The sequence below is a fragment of the Rahnella woolbedingensis genome (assembly GCF_003602095.1).
Lineage (GTDB): Bacteria > Pseudomonadota > Gammaproteobacteria > Enterobacterales > Enterobacteriaceae > Rahnella > Rahnella woolbedingensis.
This window is the reverse complement of the sequence record NZ_RAHH01000002.1, coordinates 40098-55909: the sequence shown is the minus strand read 5'-3', so window position 1 is coordinate 55909 and position 15812 is coordinate 40098. Positions and strand designations below refer to the sequence as shown.

The 15812-nt window shown below is 55.8% G+C and carries 11 protein-coding genes; 1 reads left to right on the top strand and 10 read right to left on the bottom strand.

All coding sequences use genetic code 11. From position 1 onward, the window contains the following. The first annotated feature begins 508 nt into the window (after positions 1-508). A complete protein-coding gene (gene putA / locus D6C13_RS01475; RefSeq protein ID WP_120131081.1) occupies positions 509-4483 on the top strand; it encodes a trifunctional transcriptional regulator/proline dehydrogenase/L-glutamate gamma-semialdehyde dehydrogenase in 3975 nt (1324 codons plus the stop codon). A 69-nt stretch (positions 4484-4552) separates the two neighbouring features. Here the strand turns inward: putA and D6C13_RS01470 are convergent, their stop codons facing one another. From D6C13_RS01470 to D6C13_RS01425, 10 genes are all read right to left on the bottom strand, one after another. Then, the gene (locus D6C13_RS01470) at positions 4553-5215 is read right to left on the bottom strand and encodes a DUF998 domain-containing protein (RefSeq protein ID WP_120131080.1); all 663 of its coding nucleotides are present in this window, start codon (positions 5213-5215) and stop codon (positions 4553-4555) included. A 120-nt stretch (positions 5216-5335) separates the two neighbouring features. Then, positions 5336-6913 (bottom strand): ABC transporter substrate-binding protein, encoded by a 1578-nt coding sequence (locus tag D6C13_RS01465; RefSeq protein ID WP_120131079.1) that lies wholly within the window; start codon positions 6911-6913, stop codon positions 5336-5338. A gap of 177 nt (positions 6914-7090) precedes the next feature. Further along, positions 7091-7507, bottom strand: coding sequence for a flagellar protein FlhE (locus D6C13_RS01460; RefSeq protein ID WP_120131078.1), 417 nt, complete (start codon positions 7505-7507; stop codon positions 7091-7093). Position 7508: 1 nt separating this feature from the next. Then, positions 7509-9593, bottom strand: coding sequence for a flagellar biosynthesis protein FlhA (flhA, locus tag D6C13_RS01455; RefSeq protein ID WP_120131077.1), 2085 nt, complete (start codon positions 9591-9593; stop codon positions 7509-7511). Next, entirely contained in the window at positions 9586-10740 is a 1155-nt protein-coding gene (gene flhB / locus D6C13_RS01450; RefSeq protein ID WP_120131076.1) for a flagellar biosynthesis protein FlhB, read from the bottom strand. The genes flhA and flhB overlap by 8 nt, the downstream gene beginning before the upstream one ends. Positions 10741-11051: 311 nt before the next feature. Further along, positions 11052-11696, bottom strand: coding sequence for a protein phosphatase CheZ (cheZ, locus tag D6C13_RS01445; protein WP_120131075.1), 645 nt, complete (start codon positions 11694-11696; stop codon positions 11052-11054). Between the two features lie 10 nt (positions 11697-11706). Continuing rightward, positions 11707-12096 carry a chemotaxis response regulator CheY gene (gene cheY / locus D6C13_RS01440; RefSeq protein ID WP_120131074.1) on the bottom strand — a complete coding sequence of 130 codons (390 nt, stop codon included), beginning with the start codon at positions 12094-12096 and terminating at the stop codon, positions 11707-11709. A gap of 46 nt (positions 12097-12142) precedes the next feature. Beyond that, positions 12143-13192, bottom strand: a complete 1050-nt coding sequence (locus tag D6C13_RS01435; RefSeq protein ID WP_120131073.1) for a protein-glutamate methylesterase/protein-glutamine glutaminase — start codon at positions 13190-13192, stop codon at positions 12143-12145. Then, positions 13192-14064, bottom strand: a complete 873-nt coding sequence (cheR, locus tag D6C13_RS01430; protein ID WP_120131072.1) for a protein-glutamate O-methyltransferase CheR — start codon at positions 14062-14064, stop codon at positions 13192-13194. The genes D6C13_RS01435 and cheR overlap by 1 nt, the downstream gene beginning before the upstream one ends. 67 nt (positions 14065-14131) lie before the next feature. After that, entirely contained in the window at positions 14132-15802 is a 1671-nt protein-coding gene (locus D6C13_RS01425) for a methyl-accepting chemotaxis protein (protein WP_120131071.1), read from the bottom strand. Positions 15803-15812 lie beyond the last annotated feature (10 nt).

Sequence of the window (15812 nt, the reverse complement as noted above, 5' to 3'; positions counted from 1 at the left end):
TCTTATTTGCGATGTTGTCCGGCATCTGTCTGTCCTGACGCCCTGCTCTTATAGGACGGTCAAAACCTGCCGGGGCGAGATGATGGCTGAAACCGGCTGTAGTTTCAGCATTACTCTCCATGTTTTTTATATTTGCGCTTCAATAGTCAGCGTCAATAGTTTGGTTATTGTTCAAAAAACCTGTCGTGCCGGATACTGGTCCAGCGGTGATGAGTTTTCAATTGTTTTAACAATTTTGATACCTAAAACTCACGCTTCATCACAGTTATCTTGTATCCGGGTTGCACGTTGCAACTCTGTCAGTTGCACCCGCTGCAACCCTTCTGTCTATTGCGTTATCGGCTAAAAATTGCTTTTTCAGGCGCCGCTGTTTGTTAAAAATGCCAAATAAATCACATCAGGCATACTTCCTGCATTAACAAGGTTGCACAAGGTTGCAACATAGATGATATTGCTTGCTATAAAGTTAATGAACTCACCTGAACCTTTTCATATGGAGTGGTTGCGCATGGGTATGACAACGATGGGCGTGAAGCTGGACGAAGGCACACGCGACAGGCTAAAAGAGGCGGCGCATAAAATTGACCGCACGCCGCACTGGCTGATTAAGCAGGCGATTTTTTCCTATCTGGAACGTCTGGAAAACGGCGATGCGTTGCCGGAAATTCCGGCGCTGAACGGCGCTGCCGCTGGCGAAAGCGAAGATGCCGCGTTACCGGCGGTTCAGGAAATGCACCAGCCATTCCTTGATTTTGCCGAGCAGATTTTGCCGCAGTCGGTCAGCCGTTCCGCTATTACTGCCGCCTATCGTCGCCCGGAACCTGAAGCCGTATCCATGCTGCTGGAACAGGCTCGTTTACCTGCCCCGCTCGGCGACGCTGCGCTGAAACTGGCCGCCGATATCGCCACTAAACTGCGTAACCAGAAGAGTGCAAATGGCCGCGCCGGTATGGTGCAAAGCCTGTTGCAGGAGTTCTCCCTTTCCTCGCAGGAAGGCGTGGCGCTAATGTGCCTGGCCGAAGCGCTGCTGCGTATTCCTGATAAACCCACGCGTGACGCATTAATCCGCGACAAAATCAGCAACGGTAACTGGCATTCACATCTCGGCCGCAGTCCTTCATTGTTCGTCAATGCCGCCACCTGGGGTTTGCTGTTCACCGGTAAACTGGTCGGGACACATAACGAAGCCAGCCTGTCGAAATCCCTGAACCGCATTATCGGCAGAAGTGGCGAGCCGCTGATCCGCAAAGGCGTGGATATGGCGATGCGCCTGATGGGCGAACAGTTCGTGACCGGCGAAACCATCGCAGAAGCGCTGGCGAACGCCCGTAAGCATGAAGAAAAAGGTTTCCGCTATTCCTACGACATGCTGGGTGAAGCGGCGCTGACCGAAAAAGACGCGCAGGCGTATTTGCAGTCTTATCAGCAGGCGATCAACGCGATTGGCAAAGCCTCGAACGGTCGCGGGATTTATGAAGGCCCCGGTATTTCCATCAAACTTTCCGCCCTGCATCCGCGTTACAGCCGCGCGCAATACGAACGTGTGATGGAAGAGTTATACCCGCGCCTGCTTTCCCTGACGTTGCTGGCGCGCAGTTATGATATCGGCATTAACATTGACGCCGAAGAAGCGGATCGTCTGGAAATCTCTCTCGACCTGCTGGAAAAACTCTGTTTCGAACCGGAACTGGCGGGCTGGAATGGCATCGGTTTCGTCATTCAGGCTTACCAGAAGCGCTGCCCGATGGTGATTGATTACCTGACTAATCTGGCGCAACGCAGCCGCCGTCGCCTGATGATCCGTCTGGTGAAAGGCGCGTACTGGGACAGCGAAATCAAGCGCGCGCAGGTGGAAGGTCTGGAAGATTATCCGGTTTATACCCGCAAGGTTTACACCGACGTGTCTTATCTGGCGTGCGCCCGCAAACTGCTGGCGATGCCGAACCTGATCTACCCGCAGTTCGCGACACACAACGCCCATACCGTGGCCGCTATTTATCAGCTGGCGGGCAATAACTATTATCCGGGTCAGTACGAGTTCCAGTGCCTGCACGGCATGGGTGAACCACTGTACGAGCAGGTTGTCGGCAAGATTTCCGAGGGCAAACTGAACCGCCCTTGCCGTATTTATGCACCGGTCGGCACCCACGAAACGCTGCTGGCATATCTGGTCCGCCGCCTGCTGGAAAACGGCGCCAACACCTCATTCGTTAACCGTATCGCCGATGCCACACTGCCTATCGAAGAACTGGTTGCCGATCCGGTTCTGGCTGTCGAAGCGCTGGCCGCCAGCGAAGGTCAGGTCGGATTGCCGCATCCGCGTATCGCCCTGCCGCGTAATTTGTACGGTGACAAGCGCGTGAATTCCTCCGGTCTGGATATGTCCAGCGAGCATCGTCTGGCTTCCCTTTCCAGCGCCCTGCTGCAAAGCGCCACCCATCCGGTGAAAGCACAGCCAATTATTGATGCTCAGACTGACGAAGGCGAGTTCCTGCCGGTGATTAACCCGGCACAGAGCAACGATATCGTCGGGTATGTCCGCGAAGCCACACAAGCAGAAATCAGCCGTGCGCTGGACGCTTCTGCCGCCGCCGGAGCTATCTGGTTTGCGACGCCTCCCGAAGAGCGCGCCGCAATCTTGCAACGTGGTGCAGAACTGATGGAAGCGCAGTTGCAAAACCTGCTCGGCGTGCTGGTGCGCGAAGCCGGAAAGACCTTTAATAACGCCATCGCCGAAGTGCGTGAAGCCGTGGACTTCCTGCATTATTACGCCGGTCAGATCCGTGAAGATTTCGCCAACGACACGCACCGTCCGCTCGGGCCGGTGGTGTGTATCAGCCCGTGGAACTTCCCGCTGGCCATTTTCACCGGTCAGATTGCGGCCGCCCTCGCCGCCGGTAACAGCGTGCTGGCAAAACCTGCGGAACAGACGCCGCTGATTGCGGCATTGGCCGTGGGTATTCTGCATGAAGCTGGTGTTCCGGCGGGCGTATTGCAGTTGCTGCCGGGTCAGGGTGAAACCGTCGGTTCGCAACTGGTGAATGACGAACGCGTGCGTGGCGTGCTGTTTACCGGCTCGACGGATGTCGCGGGAATTTTGCAACGTAACATTGCCGGACGTCTGGATCCGCAAGGGCGTCCGACGCCGCTTATCGCAGAAACCGGCGGTCTGAACGCGATGATTGTTGATTCCTCCGCACTGACCGAACAGGTGGTGACCGATGTGGTCGCATCAGCTTTCGACAGCGCCGGTCAGCGTTGTTCCGCCCTGCGCGTGCTGTGTATTCAGGACGACGTCGCCGATCACACGCTGCAAATGTTGCGCGGTGCGATGGCGGAATGTCGCATGGGTAATCCTGAGCGCCTGTGTACCGATATCGGGCCGGTGATCGACGCCGAAGCCAAAGCGGGTATCGAAAAACACATCGATGACATGCGCGCCAAAGGTCGCACCGTTTATCAGGCGACGCAGGAATTCACTGCCGATCAGCAGGAATGGGCGCACGGCACCTTTGTGAAACCTACGCTTATCGAACTTGATAGCTTTGATGAGATGAAAAAAGAGATCTTCGGGCCGGTGTTGCACGTGGTGCGTTATGCCCGTCAGGATCTGGATAAGCTGATCGGTCAGATTAATGCAGCCGGATATGGCCTGACGCTGGGGATTCATACCCGCATCGATGAAACCATTCATCGTGTCACACAGCAGGCGCACGTCGGCAATATGTACGTGAACCGCAACATGGTCGGCGCGGTCGTTGGCGTCCAGCCGTTCGGTGGCGAAGGGTTGTCCGGGACCGGACCCAAAGCCGGTGGCCCGCTGTATCTTTATCGCCTGCTGAGCAGCCGTCCGCAGGATGCCGTGCAGCAAACGTTGCTGCGTCAGGACCGTGAACTGCCGCTGGATACGTCCGTGCGTGAAGCCCTGCTGGCACCGCACCGCGCGCTGCAAAAATGGGCTACCGGACAGAAACATCGTGAGGAGCTGGTCGCAGTTTGCGAGCGTTTCGCTCAGTCCAGCCAGGGCGGCACATTGCGCACCCTGCCGGGGCCGACCGGCGAGCGTAACACTTACGCATTGCTCCCGCGTGAACGTGTTCTGGCGCTGGCCGATAATCAGGACGATGCATTGACCCAGTTGGCGGCAGTCACCGCCACCGGTTGCCGCATTATGTGGCCGGAAGCGCCATTGCAGCGTGACCTGTTCAACCTGCTGCCAAAAGCCGTGCAGGAGCGCGTGGATTTCACCCAGGACTGGCAGAATGCAGAACCGGTATTCGATGCGGTGATTTATCACGGTGATGCCGATCAGCTGCGCGAACTGTGTCAGACCATTGCCCAGCGTTCCGGCGCGATTATCTCGGTGCAGGGTTTTGCGCGCGGTGAGGATAACATTCTGCTCGAGCGTCTGCTGCATGAGCGCTCATTAAGCGTCAACACTGCGGCGGCAGGCGGAAATGCGAGCCTGATGACCATCGGTTAACCACTGGTAAAACTTCAGGAAAACCCCACGTGTTCCTTGCGCTGACTGTTGCGCAAGTAACACGTTTCTTTAGGTCCGGGTCTGCATTCTGAGCCATAGTCCGGTGCCGATTTGCCAGCCGGTGATGGTGTAGACTGAAAGACGCTCGATGATTCCGACCGGTAAAACATCGAACGAAATAGTGACCATGCTGATCAGCCCGAGGCTGCCCAGGATCAGACTCAGCAGCGAAAATCCCCGCCAGCCATCGTGCTGACGTTTTATCCATCCCGCCGACAGTAAGCACAGATTCCCGCCCGCAATCGCCAGCACGGCGCCGGTCTGATGAACCGTTATTCCGCCTGTTCCTCCCCCGCTGTGAAAAGCAGCAATCATCACGCCGCCGCTACCATGCAGCAGCCCGAAAAAGACAAACGCACGTTCTCCCTGCCCTTTAAAAACCGGACGTAATAACCAGCAGGCCAGAAAAAACAGCACGCCTTCTGCCGCAAAACCGGCGTTCATCACATTGTGCAGGGGCGAACAAATATCCCTGCCGTCAGGCGTTGCACCACAGGACGCGATGCCCAAATCGCTGATGTAATTATGCAGGTAGGAATAGGCCGGACTGCGCCAGCCCGATGCGCTGATTTTTTCCGCCAGCAAATAAATCAGCCCGCCCGCCGCAAAACACAGCGCGCCCGTTTTCTGTCCTTTCGATGACGTTTTCTGCTCTTCAGATGAAATGTGCATGAGAGTCTTAGTGATATTGCGGTGAGGTAATAGTAGCGGAAATCACGCAATAAAGAGGGAGGACCCATGTCCTCCCTGTGTGTATTAATGTCTGGAACCCGTCGGGAACTGACCGGAGGTTTATTCCTTGCTCACCGTATCAAGATACAGCTGACTTCCCGCCACGTTCTGGCTCGCGCCTTTTACGTTGTCACGAATTGCCACCAGCAATTTGCTTTGCAACGCCACCACGAATGGCGAGCTTTTTTGCAGCTCACGTTGTAAATCGGCATACAGCGCTTTGCGTTTTACCGGATCGGATTCTGCGGCAGCGGCACGTGTCTGTTTGCTGATGTCGGGAATATTCCACTGAATACGCTGAGCCAGCGTTTTCGGTCCATTCGGCACGTTATACGCAAAGGTGCTGGCGTTGGTATTCGGATCCAGATAATCCGCGCCCCAGTAGGTAAAGATGGACTGGAATTTGTGCGCCCGCATACGGGTCAGCACATCGCTTTCTACCAGCGGATGCACCACTAAATTGATGTCGGCTTTGGCAAAACTGGCCTGTAATGCCTGCGCGATATCAGAATATGGCGGCTGGTTAATGACGATTAAATCAATTTTAGTGCCCGGGGCGATCCCCCCTTTGCTGAGAATGGCTTTGGCCTTCGCCACATCATATTTGAAAGGCTGGTCGTCAATCGCACCGGCCAGACCGTCAGGCAGGAAGGTCTGATGAATGCCGTACTGGCCTTTGAGCAGGTCAGTCGAAATCCCCTGATAATCCACCAGCCAGCGTGCCGCTTCCCATAATGCCGGATTCGCCAGCGCCGGTTGTGTGGTATCGCCGACGTTAAACGCCAGATAGAACACTTTCGCCGCCGGGAACTGCGCGACATGCACGCCTTTCTCTTTTTGCAGCGAGCTGAACTGGTCGGCACCGAGATCATACGCCACGTCAGCATCACCATTGAGCACCAGCAACCGGCGGGTGGACGGGTCACCGACGTTTTTAAACAACACGTTTTCCAGCTTGGCTAAAGGTCTGGCGTTCTGATTACGTTTAAAGATTAAGGCTTCATGCGCCACATAATTGCGCACCTCAAACGCACCGCTGCCTGCCGAGCGCGAACGCAGCCAGCTGTTGCCGAAATCGTTCTGTTCGACATGTTCTTTCAGCAGTTTGCTGTCAACTATTCCGGCGACCGGCGCGGATAAGATGCTCAGTACTAAGCCGCTGCCGATATCCGCAGGCCAGCTAAGCTGCACCTTATCATCGCTCAGTTTTTTCAGGTTGCCGTCGACGTTTTCCGGCGTCCAGCCCAGTTCCCCCAAAATAAATGACGGGCTTTTATTGAGTTTCACCACGCGGGTAAAAGAGTAAATGACGTCGTCTGCGGTCAGAGGATTCCCGCTGGCAAATTTCTGGCCGGGTTTGAGGGTGAAAATCAGGCTATGACCGTCCGGCCCCGGCTGCCAGCTGGCGGCCGCATCGGGATCCAATTTATCAGGATGCTGACGGTCAGAAACCACCAGTTGCTGATACAGATTCACCAGATTGCCGGAACTGACCGTTTCAAAACTTTCAGCCGGATCCAGGCTGATAATACCTTCGAGTGAACCGGCCACTACCAGCGTATCGGCGGGTGTGGCGGCGTCCACTCGGGTGACTGCCATCATGAGCAAAAATAACAGGGAAGGAACACGGACGTTCATTGAGGTCATACTCCACAGGTGAAAAGGCTATTTTTTCGAGTGTAGAGTGTCGGCGGCACCGCCAGAACCATGAAATAACGCTATGTATTTCAGGAAAATAGATTAAGAGAGTACAGCAGAGAAATGGGGAAGTTACGACAGCGCACCGAAATGCGCCCTGCGTTACTGCGTCCTGGGTTACTGATAGTTCACAATCACCTGATTACTGACCACCCGCAGTGGCGTATTCAGCGCGCCCGCACCGGGCACGAAATACACGAATCTCAGCGGAGAAATCGCGACCTGACCATAAAAAGATTTCGTCATTCCGCCTTCGGCGTCCAGCGCGACGCAGTGATTGTGCGTATTGCACAATTGCACCTGCAATCCCGCCGGTCTTGCGCCGAGCAGTTCGTACTTCCAGCTGATGCTGGTGATGGTCGCTGAAGTCCGCTGCCTGACCGGTGCGGAATTTGTCGCTGCCAGCGCCGCCGATGACATCATCACACCACGATTTTGTAGCGTGACGCCGTGGCGGGTGTCAGACCATGAGCCTGACGCGGCCATCGCAGACAGACTCAATGTTCCCAGCAGCACTATCACCACACGGCGCATATTATTCGCCGCCGATCGTCGCAGTCATGCGGATCTGGCGGCTGTCGGTCATTTCCAGATTCGACATCACCACGATATTGGGCAGCGAGCGGCGCAGGAAGCGTGACAACAGCGGACGCAGCGCGTGATTTACCAGCAGAACCGGCGGTGCGCCAAGCATATCCTGACGCTGCAACGCGGCTTCAGATTGTGTCAGCAACCTGTCGGCCAGACCCGGTTCGAGGCCGCCACCACTTTGCAATGCCTGTAACAGCAGACGTTCCAGCGAGGTATCGAGGCCGATGACCTGCACTTCGCCATTGCCCGGGAACCACTGCTGAGTGATCGCCCTGCCCAGCGCAACGCGGACCACGGAGGTCAGTTCGTTAGGATCCGGCTGATTCGGTGCGTACTCCGCCAGCGTTTCGACGATGGTACGCATGTCGCGGATAGAGACCCGCTCCGAAAGCAAGTTCTGCAACACTTTGTGCATGTTGGTCAGGGAAATGACGCCCGGAATGAAATCATCCGTCAGCTTCGGCATTTCTTTGGTCACGCGCTCCATCAGTTCCTGCGTTTCCTGACGGCCAAACAGTTCTCTGGCGTGCAGGCTTATCAGGTGATTGAGGTGCGTCGCCACCACGGTACTGGCTTCCACCACGGTGAAGCCCTGAATTTGTGCCTGCTCGCGCATGGCCGGTTCAATCCATACCGCCGCCAGTCCGAAGGCCGGATCCACCGTCGGTTCGCCCGGCAGTTCGCCAATCGCGCTGCCCGGATTAATCGCCATCCAGCGTCCCGGATGCGCCGTACCGGTGCCAATTTCCACACCCTTCATCAGAATACGGTAGCCCGCAGGCGGCAGTTCAAGGTTGTCACGGATATGAATGACCGGCGGCAGATAACCCATTTCCTGTGCAAATTTCTTACGGATACTGCGGATACGCCCGAGCAGCTCGCCGTTTTGAGCAAAATCCACCATCGGGATCAGGCGGTAACCGACTTCCATCCCCAGCGGGTCTTCCAGCTGCACGTCCTGCCAGCTGGCTTCAACCATCTGTTTGCCGCTGTCAGCCGTAGCCGGGATGTCTTCTTTCGCCGCAGGTTTTTTCTGCTCCTGTCCGCGCGTCCACCACGCCAGCGCTAACAGACCGGCGGTGAACATCAGGAACACCAGATTTGGCATCCCCGGCACCATACCGAGTAAGCCCAGAACACCGGCACTGAGCATCATCACGCGCGGGTTGCGGAACAGCTGGGTCACCATCTGCTCGCCGACGTCTTCGTTAGTCCCGACGCGGGTCACGATCACACCGGCAGCAGTGGAGATAACCAGCGCGGGGATCTGCGCGACCAGACCGTCACCGATGGTCAGCAGGGTGTAACTTTCAGCGGCATGACCGAGATCCATACCGTGCTGCAACACACCAACCAGCAGGCCGCCGACAACGTTGATGATCATGATCATCAGGCCAGCAACGGCGTCTCCGCGGACGAACTTACTCGCACCGTCCATCGAACCGTAGAAGTCTGCTTCCTGCGTGACTTCGCTGCGGCGTTTTTTTGCTTCGTCTTCGCCAATCAGACCGGCGTTGAGATCTGCATCAATCGCCATCTGTTTGCCCGGCATCCCGTCGAGCACGAAACGTGCGCCCACTTCGGCGATACGCCCGGCACCTTTGGTGATAACCATGAAGTTAATCAGCACGAGGATGATAAACACCACAATACCGATGGCGAAGTTGCCGCCGACCAGGAAGTGGCCGAAGGCTTCGATCACCCGCCCTGCCGCCGCGCCGCCGGTGTGACCTTCCATTAAGATCACACGCGTCGAGGCCACGTTCAGCGACAACCGCAGTAAGGTTGAGAACAGCAGAATAGTCGGGAACGCGGCAAAGTCCAGCGTACGCTGGGTGAACATCGCCACCAGCAGCACCATGATGGAAAGCGCGATGTTGAAGGTAAACAGCAAGTCGAGGATGAACGGTGGCAACGGCAGCACCATCATCGACAGGATGATCAGGATAAGGATTGGACCTGCCAGCACCTGCCATTGTCCGGACTTAAAGTTGGCGGGTAAACGCAGTATCGCGGCCAGATTAGCCATGGGTATCACTCTCTCCTGCTGCAAAATCCAGGCCGTCAGGCACTGGCAAATGTTGAGGTTTTTTCGGGATCAGTCCGCCTTCACGCTTCCAGCGTTTGAGCTGATAAACCCAGGCCAGCACTTCCGCCACAGCCGCATATAATGCCGCCGGGATCTGCTGACCGATGTCACTGTGCCGGTAAAGCGCACGTGCCAGAGGCGGCGCTTCCAGCATCGGAATTTTGTGTTCAGCACCGAGTTCTTTGATGCGCAGCGCCACTTCTCCGGCACCTTTCGCCAAAACTTTCGGCGCACTCATTTTGTTTTCGCTATACTGCAACGCCACCGCGTAGTGCGTCGGGTTGGTGACTATCACGTCCGCTTTCGGCACATCGGCCATCATGCGGCGTTTTGCCATGGCACGTTGCTGCTGACGAATACGCCCCTTAACGTGCGGGTCGCCTTCCTGACTTTTATGTTCGTCGCGGATATCCTGCTTACTCATGCGCAGTTTTTTCAGGTTGCTCCAGATTTGCCAGAACACGTCGAATCCGACCATCGGCGTCAACCCGAGTACCACCATCAGCCCGCAGAACACCACCATATTCAGCGCTTCACCGAGCGCCGGAATAGTCGGTTGTGCCAGAAGGCGCATCATATCCGGCCATTTATGCCACAAATACAATCCGGCGACGGTGCCAACCAGTAACGCTTTGAGGATGGCCTTCAGCAGCTCCGCCAGCACCTGTCCGGAAAATAAACGTTTGAAACCGGCAATCGGATCCATCCGGCTGAATTTGAATTCAAAGGATTTGCCGCTGAACATCAGCCCGCCGAGCAGTAACGGCGCCGCGAGTGCGATCAGCACCAGACCGCCAATCACCGGCAATAGCGCCCAGACGGCGCGACCAACTAAAGTGGCCATCTGCTGTAAAACCTGACGGTCATCGCTGACCATGCCGTGATCGAATTTCAGCCCCTGAGAAATCATCACGCCAAGTTGCCGCGCCATTGATTCGCCGGACATCCACAGCAGCGTTAAACCGCCGCCGAGCATCAGCACGGAGGTCAGTTCGCGCGAACGCGGGATTTGCCCTTCTTCACGCGCTTTTTCAAGCCTGTGTGCGGTGGGGGCCTCACTTTTTTCGAGATCGCTTTCTTCAGCCACCGGCGGTTCCTGTCAGCATTTACCCGGCATGTAAAACGCAGCGGGTACAATTTCAGGGATAGCATGACAAAAGTGGTGAAGTCCGATGGGTGAATTAAAGAGGAAAAATAGCGGCTATTCAGCAGATGAATGCCAGAATTAAAATTGCAGATAGGGAAATACGCCCCTCAGGAAAGAGAGCGACACAAGAGTCGGGGCGTTTTCGTCGCAGGCAGTTTGGACTCGGACAGCGCACAGGAGCCGGAGCGTACACGTAGTACGTGACGGTTCCGGGCACTGCCCGGGTTCAAAATGGCAAGTCAGATAGCCCTTTAGAATCCCAGGCTATCCAGCAGATCGTCGACTTGTTCTTGCGAGGCGACTACGCCTACGCCATTGGCATCGAGCTGCGGGCCGTTGAGCAGGCTTTCGGTTTCGCGTTTCTGCTTAACCTGTTGTTCAGGAATATTTTCCATCAGCACCATTAACAGCTGATTTTCGATTTCCTGCACCACGGTCATCATGCGTTTGATCACCTGACCGGTCAGGTCCTGGAAGTCCTGCGCCATCATGATTTCCATCAGCTGAGCATTGGTAAAACTGGTGTGCTCAGGGATTTCTTTCAGATAGCTGCGGGTGTCCGTCACCAGTTCGCGGGCATCCGACAATTCAATCGGACTCTCAAACCACTCATCCCAACGCTTATCAAGTTTCTTCGCGGCAGATTCAAGTTTGTTCTGACGAGGTTGCGCGGCTTCCACACAGTTCAGGGCGCGCTCGGCGGCCTGAGCTGTCATGGTGACCACATAATCGAGACGATCGCGGGCATCCGGGATCGCTTCGGCTGCCTGAGCAATGGCCTGATCCAGGCCAAGTTCACGCATACTGTCACGCAACATACGGGTCAGTTGCCCAATGCGGGCGATAATATCGCCCGCGGTTGCTGCATCATTTGCAGGCATTGGTATCTCTGCCATAGGTGTGCTCCTACATGCCCAGTTTTTCGAAGATTTTGCCCAGTTTTTCTTCCAGCGTGGCAGCGGTAAATGGTTTTACAACATAACCACTGGCACCGGCCTGCGCGGCTGCAACGATGTTTTCTTTCTTCGCTTCTGCCGTCACCATCAGCACCGGCAATTTAGCCAGTGCGCCATCAGCACGGATGGTTTTGAGCAGGTCCAGACCGTCCATATTTGGCATGTTCCAGTCAGATACCACGAAGTCAAAACCGCCAGAACGCAGTTTGTTCAGCGCATCAACGCCGTCTTCCGCTTCTTCAACATTGTTGAAGCCCAGCTCTTTCAGCAGGTTGCGCACGATACGACGCATGGTAGAGAAGTCGTCTACTACCAGAAATCTCAGATTTGGATCGGCCATGTTTTATTTACTCCTAAGGTTTGCTACCCAGCTCAAGGCTGAAAAATTAAATACGTAATGCCTGACCGGCTGATATTTGTGCCAGCATGCGCTGACTGATTTGGCTCAGATCCACCACTTCGTTTACGCCACCGGTGGCGATAGCCTCACGAGGCATACCGAAAACCACACAGCTGGCTTCGTTTTGTGCAAGGGTGTAAGCCCCTGCGCGGTGCATCTCGAGCATGCCGGCGGCACCGTCATTGCCCATTCCCGTCAGGATCACCCCGACGGCATTGCGTCCGGCGAACTGCGCCACCGAACGGAATAACACGTCAACCGACGGGCGATGGCGGTTCACCGCCGGACCGTCGTTCAACTTAACCTGATAGTTGGCGCCGCTGCGCGCCAGTTCCATATGCCGGTCGCCCGGTGCGATATAGGCATGCCCTGGCAAAACGCGTTCGCCGTCTTCAGCCTCTTTCACGGTTATCTGACACAACTTGTTCAGACGTTCTGCAAACGAGCGGGTAAAACCCGGTGGCATATGTTGGGTAATCATCAGTGCCGGACAAGTCGGCGGCAGCGGTTGCAGCACGTGGCGGATAGCCTCGGTGCCCCCGGTTGATGAGCCGATCGCAATCAGCTTTTCACTGCTCAGCAGCGGCGTATGGCTGAGAATGCGCGGCTGTTCGGTATTCACGCTTTTATTCAGACGCGCTTTTGACGCAGTGCGGATTTTGTCGGCAATCATTTCGCTGTAAGCCAGCATGCCTTCGCGGATACCGAGCTGCGGTTTGGTGACGAAATCAATCGCCCCAAGCTCCAGCGCACGCAGGGTGATTTCAGACCCTTTACCGGTCAGCGACGACACCATAACCACCGGCATCGGGCGCAGGCGCATCAGTTTTTCCAGAAAATCCAGTCCGTCCATGCGCGGCATTTCGACATCCAGCGTCAGCACGTCCGGATTGAATTTCTTGATGAGATCGCGCGCCACCAGCGGATCCGGCGCGGTTGCCACCATTTCCATATCCGGATGGCTGTTAATGATTTCGGTCATGAGCTGGCGCATTAACGCCGAGTCATCGACGCTCAACACTCTGATTTTGTTCATTACCTCTCCTTGGCGAGGCCGTAGACAGTCTGGCCGCGCAAATAAAATTCCCGGCTGATTTGGCTGAAGTTTTCGGAGTGTCCGGCAAACATCAGGCCACCCGGTTTAAGTAACGGAACAAATCGGCGTAAAATTTTCTCCTGTGTTTCTTTATCGAAATAAATCATCACATTACGGCAGAAAATCGCATCAAACGGACCGTTCAGCTGCCACTGATTCGCCAGCAAATTCAGTTGCTGGAAAGCCACCATCTGCGCCAGCTCAGGACGCACCCGCACCAGGCCGCTGTGAGGGCCGGTGCCTTTGAGGAAAAATTTCTGTAATTGTTGCGGGCTCAGCGTGCGCAGCTCTTCCAGCCGGTAAACACCGGCCGTGGCTTTCTCCAGTACCTGCGTATCAATATCGCTGGCCTGAATACGGCAGCTGGCCATACGCGGGCCGAGCGCTTCGCTGAGCGTCATGGCGATGGAATACGGCTCTTCACCGGTCGACGCCGCCGTGCTCCAGACACTGTAATTATTCGGGCGCGAACGGGCATGTTCCGCCAGGATCGGAAAGTGATGCGCTTCGCGAAAGAACGCCGTCAGGTTGGTCGTCAGCGCATTAATAAATGCCTGCCACTCCGGACTGTTGCTGTCACTTTCCAGCAGCGCCATATAACTGCCAAAGTCATTCAGGCCGAGGATACGTAACCGCCGGACCAGGCGGTTGTAGACCATTTCACGTTTATGGTCTGCCAGTACAATTCCCGCACGCTGATAGATAAGTTCACTTATCCGGCGGAAATGGGTATCTGACAGCGGTAAACGCTGGATCATCTGAGCCATGATCGAAGTGTTATCAGCACTCAATGGCGAGCCTGGTTGATTCATGGTGCAGCTCCATTAATGGACAGGGGGTGTTACATGTACCCAATTGACGCTTCATCGGATTGACCTGTCAGAAAGTTTCCCAGTTATCCGCAGAGCCTGCTCGCGCGGGGGCTGCAATTAACGCAGGTTGAGCCACCTGGCGTGGTGCAAAGCCCTGAGCCAGACCGTTATGGCGAGGCGATGCGCCATGGGCGGTGGCAAGACGGAACACCGAAACCGCGCGGGTCAGGTTTTCAGATTCCGCTTCCAGTGCGTGCGTGGAGGAGGCGGCCTGCTGAACCAGTGTGGCATTTTGCTGTGTCACCTGATCCATCTGCGTCACGGCAATAGAAACCTGTTCGATGCCACGACTCTGTTCGTCAGAGGCTGAAGCGATTTCGCCCATAATGTCGGTCACGCGGGTCACGGCGCGAACGATGTCATCCATGGTGTTACCGGCGGATTCCACCAGCACGGAACCCTGGCTGACGCGACTGACCGATTCATCAATCAGCGCCTTAATTTCTTTCGCGGCCTGAGCACTGCGCTGTGCAAGGCTGCGCACTTCACCGGCGACAACCGCAAATCCACGTCCCTGCTCACCCGCGCGGGCAGCTTCGACGGCGGCGTTCAGCGCCAGAATGTTGGTCTGGAATGCGATGCCATCAATCACGCTGGTAATGGCGCTGATTTTTTTCGAGCTGCCCGCAATGTCATTCATGGTTTTCACCACATTGCCGGTCAGTTCGCCGCCTTTTTCAGCGGTATTCGACGCATCGCGCGCCAGCTGAGTTGCCTGACGGGCGTTCTCAGCATTTTGCTTCACGGTGGCGGTCAGCTGTTCCATGCTGGCAGCCGTTTCTTCCAGCGCCGAAGCCTGTTGTTCGGTGCGAGAAGACAAATCGGTGTTGCCTGTTGCGATACCTTTCAGGCCAGCAAACATAGTGTCTGCCCCGTGACGAACGGTTCGTACCGTTTCTGCCAGCGAGGTCTGCATCTGTTGCAGGCTTTCGAGCATCACTTTGATTTCGTAGCGCCCTTCTACGGCAATTGGCGCAGAAATATCGCCGGAGCCGATGCGGTCAAAATGGGCACGCATAGTGGTCAGCGGGCGGAACAGGATCCGGCGGGTCACCACCAGCGCCAGTGCCGTCAGCGCCAGCAACAACAGGGTGATCACCGTGGTGTTGATTATCACGCTCTGATAAGACGCCGCAGTCTGGGTCTGCGCCTGCTGGAAACGACCGCCGACATACGCGACATAATTGCCGACATCCTGCTGGAACTGATCCTGATATTTTTGCGTCGGGCTGGCGAGAAACGCATCCATGTCACCACGCGATAATGAATCAATCAGCACCTGCAACATACCGTGCAGTGCTTCGTAACTGGCCTTGTTAACGGCAGTCAGCTGTGCAGCCTTTTCGGTTCTGCGTGGCAGAGCCAGGAAAGCTGCATAGGAATCTTCAGCACTTTTCAGGCTGTTTTTCGCATCGGCCATCAGTTGTGTGACGGTTTCCTGAGGCTGTTTCAGCGCCAGGCGCGTGGCCGCGCGGTTAAGGGTATTGCGGGTTTGCAGCAGATAAGACCAGCTCTGGCTGAGCGCATCACGCTGCTCAGCGGTGTTGGATATCTGCTCAAAATTCATTTTATCCGTGTGGGCGGCATACAGTGATAAGCCGCTGCTCACCAGTTGCATCACAAAAAACACGATCAATAACAAAAACATGCAGGTGGACACACGGATGTGCTTAAACATGGATAACCTC